The organism is Desulfovulcanus ferrireducens (assembly GCF_018704065.1).
GTDB lineage: Bacteria > Desulfobacterota > Desulfovibrionia > Desulfovibrionales > Desulfonatronovibrionaceae > Desulfovulcanus > Desulfovulcanus ferrireducens.
On sequence record NZ_JAGUQP010000019.1, the window covers coordinates 1 to 15,043 of the forward strand.

Sequence of the window (15,043 nt, forward strand, 5' to 3'; positions counted from 1 at the left end):
AAAATTGTTCTTGAAAACAAAATAAACTAACCAATAAATTTTAACCATTAACTATTGACAAAAAACACAGTTGCTGAGTTAATTTGCGAGCGCATTTTCTTCAATGCTAACAAAGACTTGGACACATCTAAGGCTTGCTTGCGGGCTGTGCATAATGGGGTTAGTCAATAAAATGTTACTTAATGCCTTTTCTGTTGTTATGATGGGTTTCGAAAGTTCGATGGAATAACCTCCCTATGCACAGCACTTCCGCAATCTTCGCCAAGATGTGTTACCCAACCCGTTTGTAATGCATTTCAGAAAATGCACTCTTCAATTGTGTAGTAATTTGAGGATGTTAATCGTGTCAGAAAGTATGAAGCTTTAATTTAATATATAGCGTAATGGGTTGACAGGCATGCCGTTCAGACGGACTTCATAATGCAAATGGGGACCGGTACTGCGACCCGAATTCCCCATATAGGCTATGATTTCTCCCCTGGTCACCTTTTGCTTTTTTTTGACTACATAACGTGATAGGTGAGCATATCGGGTGGTTATGCCTAAGCCGTGGTCAATAACTAAAGAAATACCGTAGCTGCCATCTTTACCTGTAAAAACAACTTTGCCATCTGCAGGTGCATAGATGGGCGTACCCACTGGTCCGGAGATATCAAGGCCTTTGTGGAATTCCCTTCGACCTGTAAAAGGGGAAATGCGGTAACCAAACTCAGAGGAAATCCAGCCCTGAGTGGGCCAGATAGAAGGGGTGGCGGCCAGGATATTTTTTTGGCTGCGTATAGTTTCGAGTAGTTCTTGTTGCCTGATTTCCTCCAGACGGGCTTCAGTACTAAGTTGGTCTAAAAAATTATGCATCTTACGCGTCAAAAGTTCCTGGCGATATAGAGGAAAATAGGTATTGGGAAATCCTTTGTCTGGTGCACCGCCCAGAGAGTTGAGCGAAACCTGTTCTGGTTCCAGGTTCATCATTACTCGAAGCTTGGTATCAAACTCTTTGATCCGGGAAAGATCAGTTTCCAATCTCTTTATTTTATTGGCAAAAGTCAAAAGCTGGACTTTTTGTTTCTGAACCAGAGTCTTGGATAGAGTAAGTTGTTTTTCAATAGAACGGAATTTTTGGAAATTTTTCCACAGGTAGATATTTGTTCCCACCAGGACGATTATAAGCAAAAGAATAAAGATGGTGGTCCAACCCCTGAGACGAAATTTACGGCAACAACCTTGTTTTTCTTTAAAAACAACTATTTGATATTTTTGGAAAAGCATGATTTGGCGCGATTGGTTTAGTTTAGTTTAAACGATAGTATTTAGTTGTACTGATTTGTTTGTGGTTAAGTAGTTGACCGTTATCTGATTCTCAGGTCACAATCACTCATTTTCGGTAGTTGAACTATAGATAAAAGTCAAGTTGCCATTTTTTTAAGGCATTGAAAATATTTTTTTTAATCGTTTTGTTGTCTTTGGTTAATTCGGAAATCATGGCCGTAATTTCCGACCTTTTAGTGGACTGGGCCGAGGGGCATGGATTGTCCCATACAGGCAAATTCCACTTGTTGGCAGCTTGGCGGATATATTTTTTTTCAACCAGGAGCATAGGGCGGATAACTCTGAGCCGACCGGAAAAGAATTTTTCATTGGGAGAAAGTCCCTCCACCCGTCCGGTTTGAAATAAATTCATAAAAAAGGTGGTCACGAGGTCATCAGAATTATGCCCCAGGGCAAGGTGAGTCAGGTTATATTCAGCACATAGTTGGAACAAACGTTTCCGTCTATTCCAGGCACATAAAAAACAGGGAGACTTTTTGCGGTTTTTGCTTGAGTGAGCAAATAGACCGAAATCAGTCACTTCTATATGAGCTGGAAGTTGGTGTTTTTTTAACCACTCTAAAAGGGGAGCATGGTTTTCTGGCTCAAAGCCCGGATTTAAATGCAGTACCATTATTTCGAAAAAAAAAGGGACAATTCTCTGTCTTAGAAGAAGCACTTTTAACATGGTCCAACTGTCTACACCGCCGGACAAGGCTACACCTATGCGTGCTCCGGGCCAAATCATCCCAGTTTTTTGCATTAATTTTCCGCATCGGCCTAGACAAACTTTTTGAGCATAGTTAAGTTTGGATCGTTGTGACATAATTTCTTTATTTTTTATCTATCTTCGACGAGGAAGTTATTATGTTTGTTGTTAATGAAAAAGAGTTTCCAGATTCCAGGGTAGTAGCGCATCTGGACCGCGACAGGTGTGATGGTTGTGCAATTTGCGTAGATATCTGTCCTACAGGCGCGCTGGAACTTGTGAATAACAAAAAAAGGCCAGGTAAAAAAGTCATCTTCATCCAAGCAAAAAAATGTCATGGATGTGGGGTCTGTGAAGGAGCCTGTCCAAAAGAAGCGATTTTTATTCCCGGTCTGAGCATTAGCGAACTCCGTAGCTATGTTCATAAGGCTATTGCTGAGATTTATCAGGAAGTGGGTATAGGAGTCTGTGGCCAAACCCCATTTTAACCGCTGATTGAAAGTCTTGGTTTCTGAAATGCATTACAAACGGCTTGGGTAAGCCATCTTGGCGAAGCTTGCGGAAAAACAGAGCATCGGGAGAAATGGGCTAAATATTTTGTGATGTTGACCATAACTATCGATAATAAAAAGCATGCTTGTTTACCCAAAATATCCCATTATGCTCTGTCCGCAAGCAAGCTTTAGATGGGTCCAAGTCTTTGTACCAGCATGAAAGAAATCAAGACTAGAATAAACCATGGAAATTAAGTTTATAAAAAGGGTTGGCTACAAGCTCATAGACCGCCGGCTTGAGTAGAGCCAAGTAGGAGCACGCTAGATCTGTGTTCATTATGGTCTCCTTGACAGCCAAAAAATGTCAATTATACTTATAACTATTCAGCTCATCAACTTTTTCTTCATATGTCTTTGCCGCCATAAACATTTTGTCGGTTCAGACGAGAAATCAAGTATTTTAGCAACCTTTTAAGTGACTGCTGGGGTGTGACCTATGCTTCAGGTTAAAGACTTGAATCTTTTTTATGGACGCAATCAGGTTCTTCATAATTTAAACTTCCACTTAAACCAGGGCGAGATCTTGGGCTTTTTGGGACCAAACGGGGCGGGTAAGTCCAGTACGATGCGTATTTTGACCGGATATCTTGTTCCTTCCTCAGGTCAGGTGATATTTGATGGTCAGAATATTCAGAAGGCTCCTCTATTGCTACGTAAAAACTTGGGTTATTTACCGGAAACCGCTCCCATTTATCCTGAGCTTAAAGTTATTGAGTACTTGCAATGGGTGGCTAGAATTAAGTCTTGCGCCCATGTTGACAAAGACGTTCAAGAAGTAATGGGAAAGTGTGGATTAACCCCGGTTAAAAATAAGCTTATCGCTCATCTTTCTAAAGGTTACCGGCAAAGGGTAGGTCTAGCTCAAGCCATACTGGGAAATCCAAAGCTTTTAATTTTAGATGAACCAACCGTGGGCCTGGATCCAGGGCAGATTCGAGAGATCAGAGAGCTGATTCGGGAACTGGGAAAAGAGAGGACTATTCTTTTAAGCACCCATATTTTGCCGGAAGTGGAGCTAATTTGTGATCGGGTTATTATAATAAATAAAGGTCGTATATTGGCTGATGACAACGTCGATAATCTGGTTCAAAGGGCTGGTCGGGGCAGACATCTGTTGCGGGTCGGTTTTGAGACACTAAACATGGATGAACTCAAAGAAAGGCTTTCGGCTCTTAAAGGTGTACATCAATTTGATATACAGACTTCTAAAGATGAGGTTATAATTCATGTTCAGGCAGAACCAGGTAAGGATATTCGGGCTGATCTATCGGACTTTGTTTATGGACTAAAGGGTAAGATCCTGGAATTTAGGCCTGTGGATTTGAGCCTGGAGCAGGCCTTTGTCAATTTAGTGTATAAACAAGGAGAAGCCTAATGCACACTCTAACTCTGGCTCGGAAAGATTGGATGATTTTGTTTCGTTCTCCACTGGCCTACATTGTTTTGGGCTGCTTTTTATTTATCTCCGGTTATTTTTTTGTATCCCTTGTAGGGCAATTCCAACTTTTTAGTTTGCAGGTTATGCAAAATCCGGGGGTGGAGAATTTTACTCCCCAGGAATGGGTGATTCGTCCTTTTTTGCAAAATGCGGGAGTAATTCTACTCTTTTTTATACCTCTTTTGACCATGCGTGCTTTTAGTGAGGAAAAGCGCATGGGTACGTTTGAACTTTTGCTCAGTTATCCTGTTCAGGAATATCAAATTGTGCTGGGTAAGCTTCTGGCCGTTGCTGGTTTTTTGACCATTGCTCTTGTTTTGAGCGGAGTAGGGCCGGCTTTTCTCTTTGTATATGCCCAGCCTGAACTCTTACCCACGGTGACTGGATATTTTGGGCTTTTGCTTCTTGCCCTGAGCTTTGCCAGTATTGGAATCTTTATTTCCTCTTTGACTGAGAATCAGATTGTTTCGGCTACGCTGAGTTTTGGAGCCTTGCTTTTACTCTGGCTTCTGTCCTGGGTAAAGGAACTTGTCCCTGAATTTTTTAAACCAGTTGTTGAGGCTTTGTCTTTACTCAGTCATTTTGATTCCTTTACCAAAGGCGTGTTGTCTGTACCTGATCTTACTTATTATTTTACATTTATTTTGGCTTTTGTGGGATTGACCATGCTCAGCTTGGAAAACCAGAGATGGAGAGCGTGAGGGGAAGATGAGAAGATAAGAAGCTGAGAAGACAAGAAGATGGGGAGCCAAGAAGTTAGGAGAAGATAAGGAGTAAAAAGATGACCTGGAAGAAGTTTGGGCAATTATCCGGGACTATAATTGTAGGCCTGGCAGTGCTGGTAGGCCTGAATGTTTTAGCTAACAAGGCTGACCTGCAATATGATACAACTAAAAACAAGCGCTACTCTCTTTCCAAGCAGACTGTTAAAGTGCTTAAACACTTGGAAAGACCGGTTAAAGTACTTTGTTTTTATCGTCCCGGAGAAGCCGAGCGTAAAAACTTGGAAGATCTTTTAAAGTTGTATGCTAAAGAAAGCGCTAATTTTAGCTTTGAGTTTGTGGATCCGGACAGGTCCCCTTTTAGGGCTAAGGAATTCAAAGTACGCCAAACAGGAGAAGTGATTCTATTAAGTGAGAACAGGCAGGAGAAGATACTATTTCCTGATGAAGAAAAATTGACCAATGGACTGATCAGGGTGTCCAATCCGGAAAAGGCCAAATTTTACTTTGTTCAGGGTCATGGTGAAGTACCTTTTTCAGGTTTTGGAGAAAAGAGCATTACTCAACTAAAGGATGTTTTAAAGAATCAGGGAGTTGAGCTTGAGAAGCTACTTTTGGCCAGGGAGAAAAAAGTTCCTGAAGATGCGTCAGCTCTGGTAATCATTGGGCCACAGAAAGATTTTTTAAAGCATGAACTGGCTCTTTTGACTGATTATTTGAATACAGGTGGGAGGCTGTTTCTGGCCTTAAATGCAGAAACAGAGACTAATCTGGATCTGTGGATTAAAGACAATCTACACTTGAAACGCCTTTCCGGCTTGATTTTGGATCCGATGAGCAAACTGATTGTGGGCGACTATCTGAGTCCTTTGGTTCAGGATTATCCCTACCATAAAATTACCGAAGATTTTAATTTGATGACTATCTTCCCCACCTGTACGGCCTTTGAGGAAGAAGCTGAAGCACAGGCTAAATACCAGATAATTCCTTTGGGCCGCAGTACAGGGAGCGCCTGGTTGGAGACAGATTTGGTCAGCCTGAAAAAAGGACAGGCTCGTTTTGATCCGGGCAAGGACATTCAGGGGCCATTATGGCTGGCTGTTGTTTATGAAAACGAGTTTCAGGAAAAGGACTCAAATGCTACTTTAAAGTCCAGGGTGGTAGTCTTTGGTGATAATGATTTTCTAACCAACCAGTTTATTGGGCTGTCCGGGAATATGGATCTGGCCCGCAACTCTTTGAACTGGCTTAGGGAAAAGGAGGATACCCTGGCCATTTCCAAGCCAAAGTTGGCCAATTCATTGCTCTTTTTAAATGTATGGCAACAGCGCCTTATTACCTGGGTTCCTCTTGTAGTTTTACCTTTGTTATGTGTATTGATGGCTGTTTATGTGGGTATGAAGAGAAGAAAATGTTGAGAATCTTGAATGCTTGATGTCGAATTAAATGTTTAAGGGGAGAGGAATGAAACGGCTGGTTTTTCTAATCATATTGCTTGCTTTTATCTGGGCCGGTGTATTTTTGTGGCCGGAAAAAAAGGATGAGCAAAAAGCGAATTGGCCGGATTTTAAAAAGTTTGATATTGTTAAAATACAATTTGATCAATTCGAACTCGTAAAAGACAAGGATAAATGGCGTGTCAAGGAAAAGGGTCAAAATATCAGGCCATATGCTGATCAAACAAAGGTTGATGCCCTGATTGATTTCTTGCAGGTCAATTCGCCTAAGCGTTTTTTGGGTTCTCTGGATAAGGACAAGGTTGGCGAGTTTGGACTGGACAAGCCCAAACAATTAGTTATTTATGCTCAGGAAAAATGGTCTGTGCAGGTAGGGGACAAAAATCCTTCTGAGGATGGTGTCTATGCTTTATCTTCCTCATATCCCGGGGAGCTCCTTTTGATGAATGCGGCTTATGCTGACAAGGTGGGAGCAGGAAGCGATACATATTACGAGCTAAAACTTTTACCTTTTGATGATGAGCAAATAACAAGGGTCCGACTTTTAGAAAATAACTCTACCCGATGGGATGTGTTGAAAAAAGACGGTGAATTTACATTTAATGCCCCTGAGGAGATAACGAGGTATAAGGTATCATCCTCTGAAGCCACGTCTCTTTTCTTTGAGCTTGGATCAATGCGTGCTCAAAGCCTTGATTTTAAAAAGGATCAAGCAAAGCTCCAATTTACATTGGAAGTATTTCATCGGGGTGGCGAAACTCCTTTAAAAATAAAAATTTTCAAGGCCAAGGAAAAATATTTAGCCCAGGTTGACCAAAATAAGTGGTATTTTGTTCTTGACCAAGCACAGCATGATAACCTAAATAAAACCTCTTTTTTGCTTAAGGACCGCAGTATTATTCATCTGGATACTGGCCAGGCTCACAAAATGGATTTGGTCATTTCCGGAAAGAATGTTCAGTTATATAAAGTGAATGGTGTCTGGAAACATAAAGATAGTGATCAAGAAGTTCCTGGTATGGGGCTTTATCTGTGGCGCCTTAGTGACCTAAAATATGAACAAGACCCTAAGTCTCAACTTCCCTCAACAGCCTCAAGAATTGTGATCTGGGCAGTCAAAGACAAGCAAGATAAAGATTTGGTCAAAGTCTATTTTTATGAAGATTCCGCTTTGCCTGCGGACAGGTGCTGGGTGCAGGTTGCAGGGCAGAGCAGCTACTATGTAGTAGACAGTAGCTTGCTTGAGGATTTAAAGACAAAGGTGGAATAGTGAGGCGAGTGGGTTGTTTTTATAGCTTAAAATCTATAAAACTAAACATATAATAACCAACTGGTGAAAAATTAAAACATAACACTATTAAATCAGGTGAGGTAAATATGGCTAGAATTACAGTAGAAGATTGCTTGCAGCAGGTAAACAACAGATTTCTTTTAGTACAGATGGCTATCAAAAGAGTTAAGCAATATAGAGAGGGTTATAAGCCTCTTGTTGAAAGCAAAAACAAGGAAATAGTTACTTCTTTGCGTGAAATTGCAGCCGGAAAGATTTTGCCATCCAATTCCATTGAAAAGGCAGGGATTAAGGTTGACTAAATATGGCCAAAAGGGATTATTATGAAGTTTTGGGGGTATCGCGAAGTGCCTCTTATGAAGAGATAAAAAAAGCCTATCGAAAATTAGCCTTTAAATACCATCCGGATAGAAATCCTGATGATCCTCAGGCAGAAGCTCTTTTTAAAGAGGCAGCCGAGGCCTATGAAGTCTTGCGTGATCCGGAAAAGAGAGCCCGTTATGACCAATTTGGTCATGAAGGGGTAAGTGATAACGGCTTTCAGGGCTTTCATTCTGCTGAGGATATATTCTCCACTTTTAGTGACATATTCTCGGAGTTTTTCGGCTTTGGCTCGAGCCAATCCGGCCCAAGGCCTCGATCTGGTGCTGACCTGCGTTATAATTTGACAATTTCTTTTCGCGAGGCAGCCAAGGGTACGGAGGTAGATTTAAACATCCCTAAACGGGAAACATGTGACCGCTGTCAAGGAACAGGGGCTGAGCCCGGACACAGGGTGGAAACCTGTGCCCATTGCCAGGGGTCGGGGCAGGTTTATCGTTCACAAGGTTTCTTTCGAGTATCCATGCCATGCCCTGTTTGTCATGGACAGGGGACTATAATTAGTCACCCTTGTAGTAAATGCCGTGGAAGAGGGATTGTTAATGTCAAAAAGAAGATCAAGGTCCGGGTTCCTGCAGGGGTAGACAATGGTAGCCGATTGCGTCTGCGCGGTGAAGGTGAACCTGGAGAGCATGGAGGTCCTCCTGGCGATCTCTATGTGGTTATTTATGTTCAGGAAGATGATGTTTTTAAACGTCATGGCCAGGATTTAATTACTCAAGTGGAAATCAGTTTTGTCCAGGCTGCCCTGGGAGCCAAGGTTGAGGTGCCCACTTTGGATGAACCCGTTCCAATGGAAATTCCCAAGGGCACACAAAGCGGAAAGATTTTTAAGCTCAAAGGGTTGGGACTGCCTTACCTGGGAAGTACTCAACATGGTGATTTGTTAGTTGAGGTTATAGTCAAAACTCCTACCCGCTTGACCAAGAAGCAAGTAGAGCTTTTACGCGAATTTGAGCGTTTGGAGCAGGAAAAGGTGGGGAGCAAGGTAAAAAGTTTCTTTAAAAAAGTGATAGGCGATACTGATAACTAAAGGTTGAGTGCAATAAGAACTTCAAGGCCTTGCACGTTTTGCCTGAAATCCGAAAATCTCAAGAGCATTCACAGATTAAAAATGTCGAAAAAATTGACTCATATTGACCAGAACGGACAGGTTACAATGGTCGATGTAGGGCACAAGCCCGAAACTATGCGTAAGGCTATTGTGGAGAGCTTTGTCCGCGTTTCTCCTGAAACTATGGCTTTATTAAAAGATAATGCCCTGCCTAAAGGCGATGTCCTGACAACGGCCAAAATAGCCGGGATTATGGCGGCCAAGAAGACTGCAGAGCTTATTCCTTTGTGCCATCCTCTTTTTTTAAGTTATGTGGATGTCCGTTTTGAAATAGATGATCAAGAAAGTTTGATTCGGGTAGAAGCAGAGGCAAGAACGACCGCGAGCACAGGAGTGGAAATGGAAGCCCTGGTCGCTGCACAGGTAGCTTGCATGACCATTTATGATATGTGCAAGGCAGTGCAAAAAGATATAGTCATTGAAAGATGCCAATTGGTGCACAAAAGTGGCGGCAGAAGCGGAACCTATGATAAAGAGTAGCTGTAAAGTCTGTGGCTAACCCTGTTTTATAAGCGCTGATTGAAAGTCTTGGTTTCTGAAATGCATTACAAACGGCTTGGGTAAGCCACCTTGGCGAAGCTTGCGGAAAAACAGAGCATCGGGAGAAATGGGCTAAATATTTTGTGATGTTGACCATAACTATCGATAATAAAAAGCATGCTTGTTTACCCAAAATATCCCATTATGCTCTGTCCGCAAGCATGCTTTAGATGGGTTCAAGTCTTTGTACCAGCATGAAAGAAACCAAGACTAGAATAAACTATGGAAATTAAGTTGATAAAAAGGTTCGGGTACAAGCTCTAGAAAGGTATCTGGAAATAGAAAGGGCGGCTTGCTGGCCGCCCTTTTTTTAATCATTCTGGAATTCACTGGCGTCTTGCCAAAGATAGTCTTTATACTCGGCTGTCCATTTTTGCCGAACGGGATCGTACCATGTCCCTCCTAAATAAGTCTCCCCGTCCCAGACCACGGCCTGGAACTTGTTCATGCGCATGGTTTCCAGGATCGTTTTTATCCTTTTTTCATAATCATCGGTTCTGGGGATCTCTTTGGTTACTACTTCGGCTTCGCAGTGGGTCATTGATTCGACAATAATCTTTCCCATTACCAGACCATCCTCACCTTGACCCCTTGGTCATGCATGTACTTTTTAATCTCAGGAATGGTGTATTCACCGTAATGAACAATAGAGGCGATCAGTGCTGCGGAAGCCCTGCCTTTGGTCACGGCGTCAACCATATGTTGCGGGTTACCAGCTCCGCCAGAGGCGATGACAGGGATGCGCACATTTTCTGCTATTAACCGGGTGAGATTCAGTTCATAACCGTCTTTGGTTCCATCTGCATCAATGGAATTAATGCAGAGTTCGCCAGCCCCAAGCCTTTCTACCTCCTGTGCCCACCACAGGGCGTCTATGCCCATAGGTTTTCTTCCACCGTGGATAACAATTTCATATCCGGAGGGGATTTGTTCGGATTTATTGACCCGCAACACATCCATGCCTACAACAATGCATTGAGAACCAAAAGCATCGGCACCATCAGCTATGATTTTTGGATTCTTAACAGCTGCGGAATTAACAGAAATTTTTTCCGCACCCGCAAGAAGAACAGCGCGCATATCTTCCACCGAACTAATACCTCCGCCCACTGAAAAGGGGATAAAGATCTGGGAGGCTACCTGTTCCACCACCTTGAGCATAATGCCGCGCCCTTCATGAGATGCGGTTATATCGTAAAAGACGATTTCATCGGCCCCTTGTTCATAATAAATCCTGGCTGTTTCAACGGGATCGCCGATATCCACATTGCCTTTGAATTTTATGCCCTTTGTTAGCTTGCCGTCTCGAACATCCAGACAGGGTATGACTCTTTTACTAAGCATTATTTATCTCCTGGCAGAAATTATAGAAATTTTGCAAGATTTTTAAACCGGGCCGACCGCTCTTTTCAGGGTGGAATTGAACAGCCCAAAGTCCGTCTCGGCCGTGTATTGAGCAGAATTTCTGTCCGTAAATCGTGGTTCCAATGACAAATTCCGGTTCTGGTACCGGATAATAACTGTGCACAAAATAAAATTCAGCATCCTTGTCAACGCCTTTAAGAAGCAGGCAATCTTTTTCCAGCTGGACTTTATTCCAGCCCATGTGGGGAATATTTATGGGTAGACCTTGGTCATCGGTTAGATCAGGATTAAACTTGGCACACTTTCCCGGGATAATCCCTAAAGTGTCAGTGTTGTTTTCCGGGCTGTATTCAAGGATGATCTGACAACCCAGGCATATTCCGAGTAAGGGTTTATTTTTCTGGACCAGATCTTTTAATACCTGATCCAGATTATTTTTTTGCAAGTTTTGCATGGCTGAACCTGCAGCCCCGACTCCAGGGAAGATTATTCCCTGGGCTTGATGCAATTTGTTTGGATCGTTGGTGATCTCGCAGGGTATTTGTAAAAAGTCCAGAGCCCTTTTGACACTGGTTAAATTGCCGGCGCGGTAGTCCAGAATCGCAAGCATAATCTCCTCCTTGGTTTTTTTTAGATTAACAAATAATTGCCTAAAATCCAAGTTTGATGGATTGGGGAAAATTGGTTAAATTAAATTGTTTGACAGTGGGTTATATAGATTTAGAAAGGTAATAGCGACCGATGAATAAAAAAGAACGGGCAATTGTAATCTTACAAAGATTAAGAAAGCGTTATCCAGCCCCTAAAACAGCATTGAACTGGGCTAATCCATGGCAACTTTTAGTGGCCACGGTGCTGGCTGCGCAGTGTACTGATCAACGAGTAAATCAGGTCACTCCTGAATTTTTTCGCAAATGGCCGGATGTAAAGGCGTTGGCTCAGGCTGATTTAGCCGATGTCGAAGCCGTAATCAGGAGTACCGGTTTTTATCGGAACAAGGCCAAAAATCTGGTGGCAGCGGCCCAAAAAATATGCACGGAATTTAATGGGCAGGTTCCGGAGACCATGGAAGAACTTGTAACTCTCCCCGGAGTGGCAAGAAAAACAGCAAATATTGTCTTGTCTAATGCTTTTGGAAAAAATGAAGGCATTGCCGTAGACACCCATGTGAAGAGGTTGAGTTTTCGCCTCGGACTGACGACATCTAAAAATCCAAACATTATTGAAAAGGATTTAATGGTTTTGTTTCCCAAAAAAGATTGGGGTCTGGTTAATCATGTCCTGGTCTTGTTTGGCCGGGAAATATGCACTGCCAGACAACAAAAGTGCGGTGAGTGTGAATTAAGTGATATCTGTCCGAAGTTAGGGCTAGGGGGGTAGCTTTATTTTTTCAAGTCGTTTGTAATGCATTTCAGAAACCAAGACTTTCAATCAACGGTTAAAATAGGGTTTGGCCACAGACTCTATAGAACAAACTCATAATAGGTTTAGCAATGAAAATTGGTCAGTTTACAATAGAGCATCAGGACGGGATGGCCAGAGCAGGCAAACTTATGACTGCTCATGGAGAAGTTGAAACGCCGATATTTATGCCTGTGGGAACCCTGGGCACGGTTAAGAGTCTTGGGCCCGATGACTTGGAGGATATTTGCGCCCAGATTATTTTGGGCAATACTTATCATCTTTATTTGCGCCCTGGCGATGAACTCATTGCCCGTTTAGGCGGACTGCATAAGTTTATGCGCTGGAATAAACCAATACTTACTGATTCGGGAGGCTTTCAGGTCTTCAGTCTCTCTGCGCTAAGGCGACTTACCCCGGACGGAGTTGAGTTTTCTTCCCATATTGATGGCTCTAAACATTTTTTTACGCCGGAAAAGGTCATTTCTATCCAGAAAAATCTTGGTTCAGATATAATGATGGTTCTGGATGAATGTGTTCCTTATGGAGCTGATTACGATTATACAAAAAAGTCTTTGAAGCTGACCACAGAGTGGGCCAAACGTTGCCGTCAGGCCTATCCTGAGGGTAGTGGTAAGCAGCTAATGTTTGGCATTGTCCAGGGCGGTTTTTTTAAAGATTTGCGCAGAGAGAGTGCCAAACAACTTATTGATATCCCGTTTGAAGGATTTGCCATTGGGGGCCTGAGCGTTGGCGAGAGCAAAGAGGAATTGCTGGATCTTATGTACTACACAGCACCTTTGCTTCCCGAAGACAAGCCAAGATACTTGATGGGAGTGGGCAAGCCTCTGGATATTTTAGAAGGCATAAATGCAGGCATTGATATGTTCGATTGTGTTTTACCGACCCGTAACGCCCGTAATGGCACTTTATTTACCAGTCTAGGCAAAATAAATATAAAAAAGGCGGAATACAGAGAGGATGAATCTCCTCTGGACCCTAATTGTAACTGCTATACCTGCCGTAATTTTTCACGAGCCTATCTTCGTCATTTGTATATAGCCAGGGAGCTTTTATCTTACCGCCTAAATACTATTCATAACTTACAGTTTTTCCTCAATCTTGTCTTTGGTGCGAGAAAAGCTATTCAGGAAGGGAAGTTTGAAGGCTATCTAGACTGTTACAGGCAGGTTTATGCAGAAAACAAGCATCAATAGCTTTTTCCTGAAAAATCAGGCAACAAAAAAGGCTTACGATTTTTTATCGTAAGCCTTTGAATTCATTTGGGGTGAGTGACAGGACTTGAACCTGCGACCACCTGGGCCACAACCAGGGGCTCTACCACCTGAGCTACACTCACCACAAGAGAGTTAGGCTTATAAACGAGTCTAGTTCTTCGGTCAAGAAAAAATTTTATTCATATCCATTCAAATTAATCTTCTCTTGACCACATCAATCAGTTTAAACTGCTCAACCCAGTGCTTTTTCAATCCTGCGCATAGCCTCTTCCACATTTTCATGGCTGTTAAAAGCGCTGATGCGGATAAAACCCTGGCCACATTTGCCAAAACCAGCACCTGGAGTGCAAACAACACCAGCTTTATTTAAAAGCAGGTCAAAAAATTCCCAAGAGTCCATTTGACCATCAATCCAGACATAGGGTGAATTTTCTCCACCTACACAGGTAAAGCCTAGCTTTTGCATTTGGGTGCGGATTTTCCTGGCATTTTCCAGGTAATAGTCAATATTTGTTTTAACCTGCTCCTGACCTTCCGGGCTATACACAGCCTCAGCCGCTTTTTGGACCGGATAAGATACCCCGTTAAATTTGGTGGTATGCCTGCGATTCCAGAGTTCATGCACAGGGTGTTTTTTGCCGCTTTGATCGTAGGCCATGCAGGCTTTGGGAACAACTGTGTAGGCACACCGGGTTCCGGTAAAACCGGCAGTCTTGGAGTAGCTGCGAAACTCTATGGCTACCTCTTTGGCCCCATCAATTTCATAGATGGAATGAGGCAGGTCCTCATCGCGAATAAAGGCCTCATAGGCAGCATCAAAGAGAATAAGGGCCTTGTGTTCATGGGCGTAGTCAACCCACTTTTTCAACTCTTCTTTGGTGATGGTTGCTCCGGTGGGGTTGTTGGGGAAGCAAAGATAAATGAGGTCTACAGGTGTTTTGGGTAGTTCCGGGATAAAATTATTTTCCTTTGTTGATTCCAGGTAGACAAGCCCTTCATAGCGGCCATTTGTAAAACTACCTGTACGACCGGCCATGACATTGGTGTCAACATAAACAGGATACACAGGGTCTGGTACTGCTATGGTAATGTTCTGGGCAAAGAGTTCTTGGAAATTGCCAGTATCGCATTTAGCGCCGTCACTAATGAAGATTTCATCAGGTTCAATTTGTGCTCCCCTGGCTTGAAAATCAAATTCAGCAATCTTTTCCCGCAAAAAAGCATAACCCTGTTCAGGCCCGTAACCACGAAAGGTTTCGCTTTTGCCCATTTCATCTACTGCCTTGTGCATGGCCTCAAGGCAGGCCTTGGGCAGGGGGAGGGTTACGTCGCCTATACCCAGCTTAATGATTTCCATGTCCGGATGTTTTTCCTGAAAAGAAGTCACCCGGCGGGCAATATCAGCAAAGAGATAAGAAGATTTCAATTTTAAGTAGTGTTCATTGATGAGAATCATGTTTGCTCCCACAGTTTTGTTTTTTGAAGTTTAAAAACTTAAATCCCCAAGTATTAATCATTAAAGATGAGA

16 protein-coding genes and 1 tRNA gene are annotated in these 15,043 nt (G+C 42.7%); 10 read left to right on the forward strand and 7 right to left on the reverse strand.

The features are described from left to right. Positions 1–363: 363 nt before the first annotated feature. Positions 364–1,266 carry a M23 family metallopeptidase gene (locus KFV02_RS07710; RefSeq protein ID WP_252380969.1) on the reverse strand — a complete coding sequence of 301 codons (903 nt, stop codon included), beginning with the start codon at positions 1,264–1,266 and terminating at the stop codon, positions 364–366. 124 nt (positions 1,267–1,390) lie between these two features. Beyond that, on the reverse strand, positions 1,391–2,131 hold the full coding sequence (locus KFV02_RS07715) for a tRNA lysidine(34) synthetase (RefSeq protein WP_434800288.1): 741 nt from the start codon (positions 2,129–2,131) through the stop codon (positions 1,391–1,393). A 41-nt stretch (positions 2,132–2,172) separates the two neighbouring features. Between KFV02_RS07715 and KFV02_RS07720 the strand changes: the two genes are divergently transcribed. From KFV02_RS07720 to moaC, 8 genes are all read left to right on the forward strand, one after another. Then, positions 2,173–2,502 (forward strand): 4Fe-4S binding protein, encoded by a 330-nt coding sequence (locus KFV02_RS07720; RefSeq protein ID WP_252380971.1) that lies wholly within the window; start codon positions 2,173–2,175, stop codon positions 2,500–2,502. A 502-nt stretch (positions 2,503–3,004) separates the two neighbouring features. Beyond that, positions 3,005–3,943 (forward strand): ABC transporter ATP-binding protein, encoded by a 939-nt coding sequence (locus KFV02_RS07725; protein ID WP_252380972.1) that lies wholly within the window; start codon positions 3,005–3,007, stop codon positions 3,941–3,943. After that, entirely contained in the window at positions 3,943–4,707 is a 765-nt protein-coding gene (locus tag KFV02_RS07730) for an ABC transporter permease (protein ID WP_252380973.1), read from the forward strand. The genes KFV02_RS07725 and KFV02_RS07730 overlap by 1 nt, the downstream gene beginning before the upstream one ends. Positions 4,708–4,787: 80 nt before the next feature. Further along, positions 4,788–6,146: a GldG family protein gene (locus KFV02_RS07735; protein ID WP_252380974.1), complete on the forward strand. Its 1,359-nt coding sequence runs from the start codon at positions 4,788–4,790 to the stop codon at positions 6,144–6,146. Positions 6,147–6,192: 46 nt separating this feature from the next. Continuing rightward, a complete protein-coding gene (locus KFV02_RS07740; RefSeq protein ID WP_252380975.1) occupies positions 6,193–7,455 on the forward strand; it encodes a DUF4340 domain-containing protein in 1,263 nt (420 codons plus the stop codon). Positions 7,456–7,562: 107 nt separating this feature from the next. Further along, positions 7,563–7,778, forward strand: a complete 216-nt coding sequence (gene rpoZ / locus KFV02_RS07745) for a DNA-directed RNA polymerase subunit omega (RefSeq protein ID WP_252380976.1) — start codon at positions 7,563–7,565, stop codon at positions 7,776–7,778. 2 nt (positions 7,779–7,780) lie between these two features. Further along, entirely contained in the window at positions 7,781–8,890 is a 1,110-nt protein-coding gene (gene dnaJ / locus KFV02_RS07750) for a molecular chaperone DnaJ (RefSeq protein WP_252380977.1), read from the forward strand. A gap of 81 nt (positions 8,891–8,971) precedes the next feature. Further along, a complete protein-coding gene (gene moaC / locus KFV02_RS07755; protein WP_252380978.1) occupies positions 8,972–9,451 on the forward strand; it encodes a cyclic pyranopterin monophosphate synthase MoaC in 480 nt (159 codons plus the stop codon). A 370-nt stretch (positions 9,452–9,821) separates the two neighbouring features. Here moaC and KFV02_RS07760 read toward each other — a convergent pair whose 3' ends face one another. The 3 genes from KFV02_RS07760 to hisH are packed head-to-tail and all read right to left on the reverse strand — an operon-like array spanning position 9,822 to position 11,486. Further along, positions 9,822–10,076, reverse strand: a complete 255-nt coding sequence (locus tag KFV02_RS07760) for a hypothetical protein (RefSeq protein ID WP_252380979.1) — start codon at positions 10,074–10,076, stop codon at positions 9,822–9,824. Then, positions 10,076–10,855: an imidazole glycerol phosphate synthase subunit HisF gene (hisF, locus tag KFV02_RS07765; protein ID WP_252380980.1), complete on the reverse strand. Its 780-nt coding sequence runs from the start codon at positions 10,853–10,855 to the stop codon at positions 10,076–10,078. The genes KFV02_RS07760 and hisF overlap by 1 nt, the downstream gene beginning before the upstream one ends. After that, a complete protein-coding gene (gene hisH, locus KFV02_RS07770; protein ID WP_252380981.1) occupies positions 10,848–11,486 on the reverse strand; it encodes an imidazole glycerol phosphate synthase subunit HisH in 639 nt (212 codons plus the stop codon). The genes hisF and hisH overlap by 8 nt, the downstream gene beginning before the upstream one ends. 131 nt (positions 11,487–11,617) lie before the next feature. Here hisH and nth point away from each other — a divergent pair, with 131 nt between their 5' ends. Together nth and tgt are read left to right on the forward strand one after the other, a co-directional pair. Next, complete coding sequence (nth, locus tag KFV02_RS07775; protein ID WP_252380982.1) at positions 11,618–12,256, forward strand: endonuclease III; 639 nt, start codon at positions 11,618–11,620, stop codon at positions 12,254–12,256. 113 nt (positions 12,257–12,369) lie between these two features. Continuing rightward, on the forward strand, positions 12,370–13,494 hold the full coding sequence (gene tgt / locus KFV02_RS07780; RefSeq protein WP_252380983.1) for a tRNA guanosine(34) transglycosylase Tgt: 1,125 nt from the start codon (positions 12,370–12,372) through the stop codon (positions 13,492–13,494). A 67-nt stretch (positions 13,495–13,561) separates the two neighbouring features. Here tgt and KFV02_RS07785 read toward each other — a convergent pair. Next, a tRNA-His gene (locus KFV02_RS07785) sits at positions 13,562–13,637 on the reverse strand. A 110-nt stretch (positions 13,638–13,747) separates the two neighbouring features. Continuing rightward, the gene (locus tag KFV02_RS07790; RefSeq protein ID WP_252380984.1) at positions 13,748–14,971 is read right to left on the reverse strand and encodes an LL-diaminopimelate aminotransferase; all 1,224 of its coding nucleotides are present in this window, start codon (positions 14,969–14,971) and stop codon (positions 13,748–13,750) included. Positions 14,972–15,043 lie beyond the last annotated feature (72 nt).

What these genes read in the sequence shown, in the direction of transcription:
- KFV02_RS07710 (WP_252380969.1), bottom strand. Translation starts at nt 1,266, where the DNA reads ATGCTTTTCCAAAAATATCAAATAGTTGTTTTTAAAGAAAAACAAGGT.
- KFV02_RS07715 (WP_434800288.1), bottom strand. Translation starts at nt 2,131, where the DNA reads ATGTCACAACGATCCAAACTTAACTATGCTCAAAAAGTTTGTCTAGGC.
- KFV02_RS07720 (WP_252380971.1), top strand. Translation starts at nt 2,173, where the DNA reads ATGTTTGTTGTTAATGAAAAAGAGTTTCCAGATTCCAGGGTAGTAGCG.
- KFV02_RS07725 (WP_252380972.1), top strand. Translation starts at nt 3,005, where the DNA reads ATGCTTCAGGTTAAAGACTTGAATCTTTTTTATGGACGCAATCAGGTT.
- KFV02_RS07730 (WP_252380973.1), top strand. Translation starts at nt 3,943, where the DNA reads ATGCACACTCTAACTCTGGCTCGGAAAGATTGGATGATTTTGTTTCGT.
- KFV02_RS07735 (WP_252380974.1), top strand. Translation starts at nt 4,788, where the DNA reads ATGACCTGGAAGAAGTTTGGGCAATTATCCGGGACTATAATTGTAGGC.
- KFV02_RS07740 (WP_252380975.1), top strand. Translation starts at nt 6,193, where the DNA reads ATGAAACGGCTGGTTTTTCTAATCATATTGCTTGCTTTTATCTGGGCC.
- rpoZ (WP_252380976.1), top strand. Translation starts at nt 7,563, where the DNA reads ATGGCTAGAATTACAGTAGAAGATTGCTTGCAGCAGGTAAACAACAGA.
- dnaJ (WP_252380977.1), top strand. Translation starts at nt 7,781, where the DNA reads ATGGCCAAAAGGGATTATTATGAAGTTTTGGGGGTATCGCGAAGTGCC.
- moaC (WP_252380978.1), top strand. Translation starts at nt 8,972, where the DNA reads ATGTCGAAAAAATTGACTCATATTGACCAGAACGGACAGGTTACAATG.
- KFV02_RS07760 (WP_252380979.1), bottom strand. Translation starts at nt 10,076, where the DNA reads ATGGGAAAGATTATTGTCGAATCAATGACCCACTGCGAAGCCGAAGTA.
- hisF (WP_252380980.1), bottom strand. Translation starts at nt 10,855, where the DNA reads ATGCTTAGTAAAAGAGTCATACCCTGTCTGGATGTTCGAGACGGCAAG.
- hisH (WP_252380981.1), bottom strand. Translation starts at nt 11,486, where the DNA reads ATGCTTGCGATTCTGGACTACCGCGCCGGCAATTTAACCAGTGTCAAA.
- nth (WP_252380982.1), top strand. Translation starts at nt 11,618, where the DNA reads ATGAATAAAAAAGAACGGGCAATTGTAATCTTACAAAGATTAAGAAAG.
- tgt (WP_252380983.1), top strand. Translation starts at nt 12,370, where the DNA reads ATGAAAATTGGTCAGTTTACAATAGAGCATCAGGACGGGATGGCCAGA.
- KFV02_RS07790 (WP_252380984.1), bottom strand. Translation starts at nt 14,971, where the DNA reads ATGATTCTCATCAATGAACACTACTTAAAATTGAAATCTTCTTATCTC.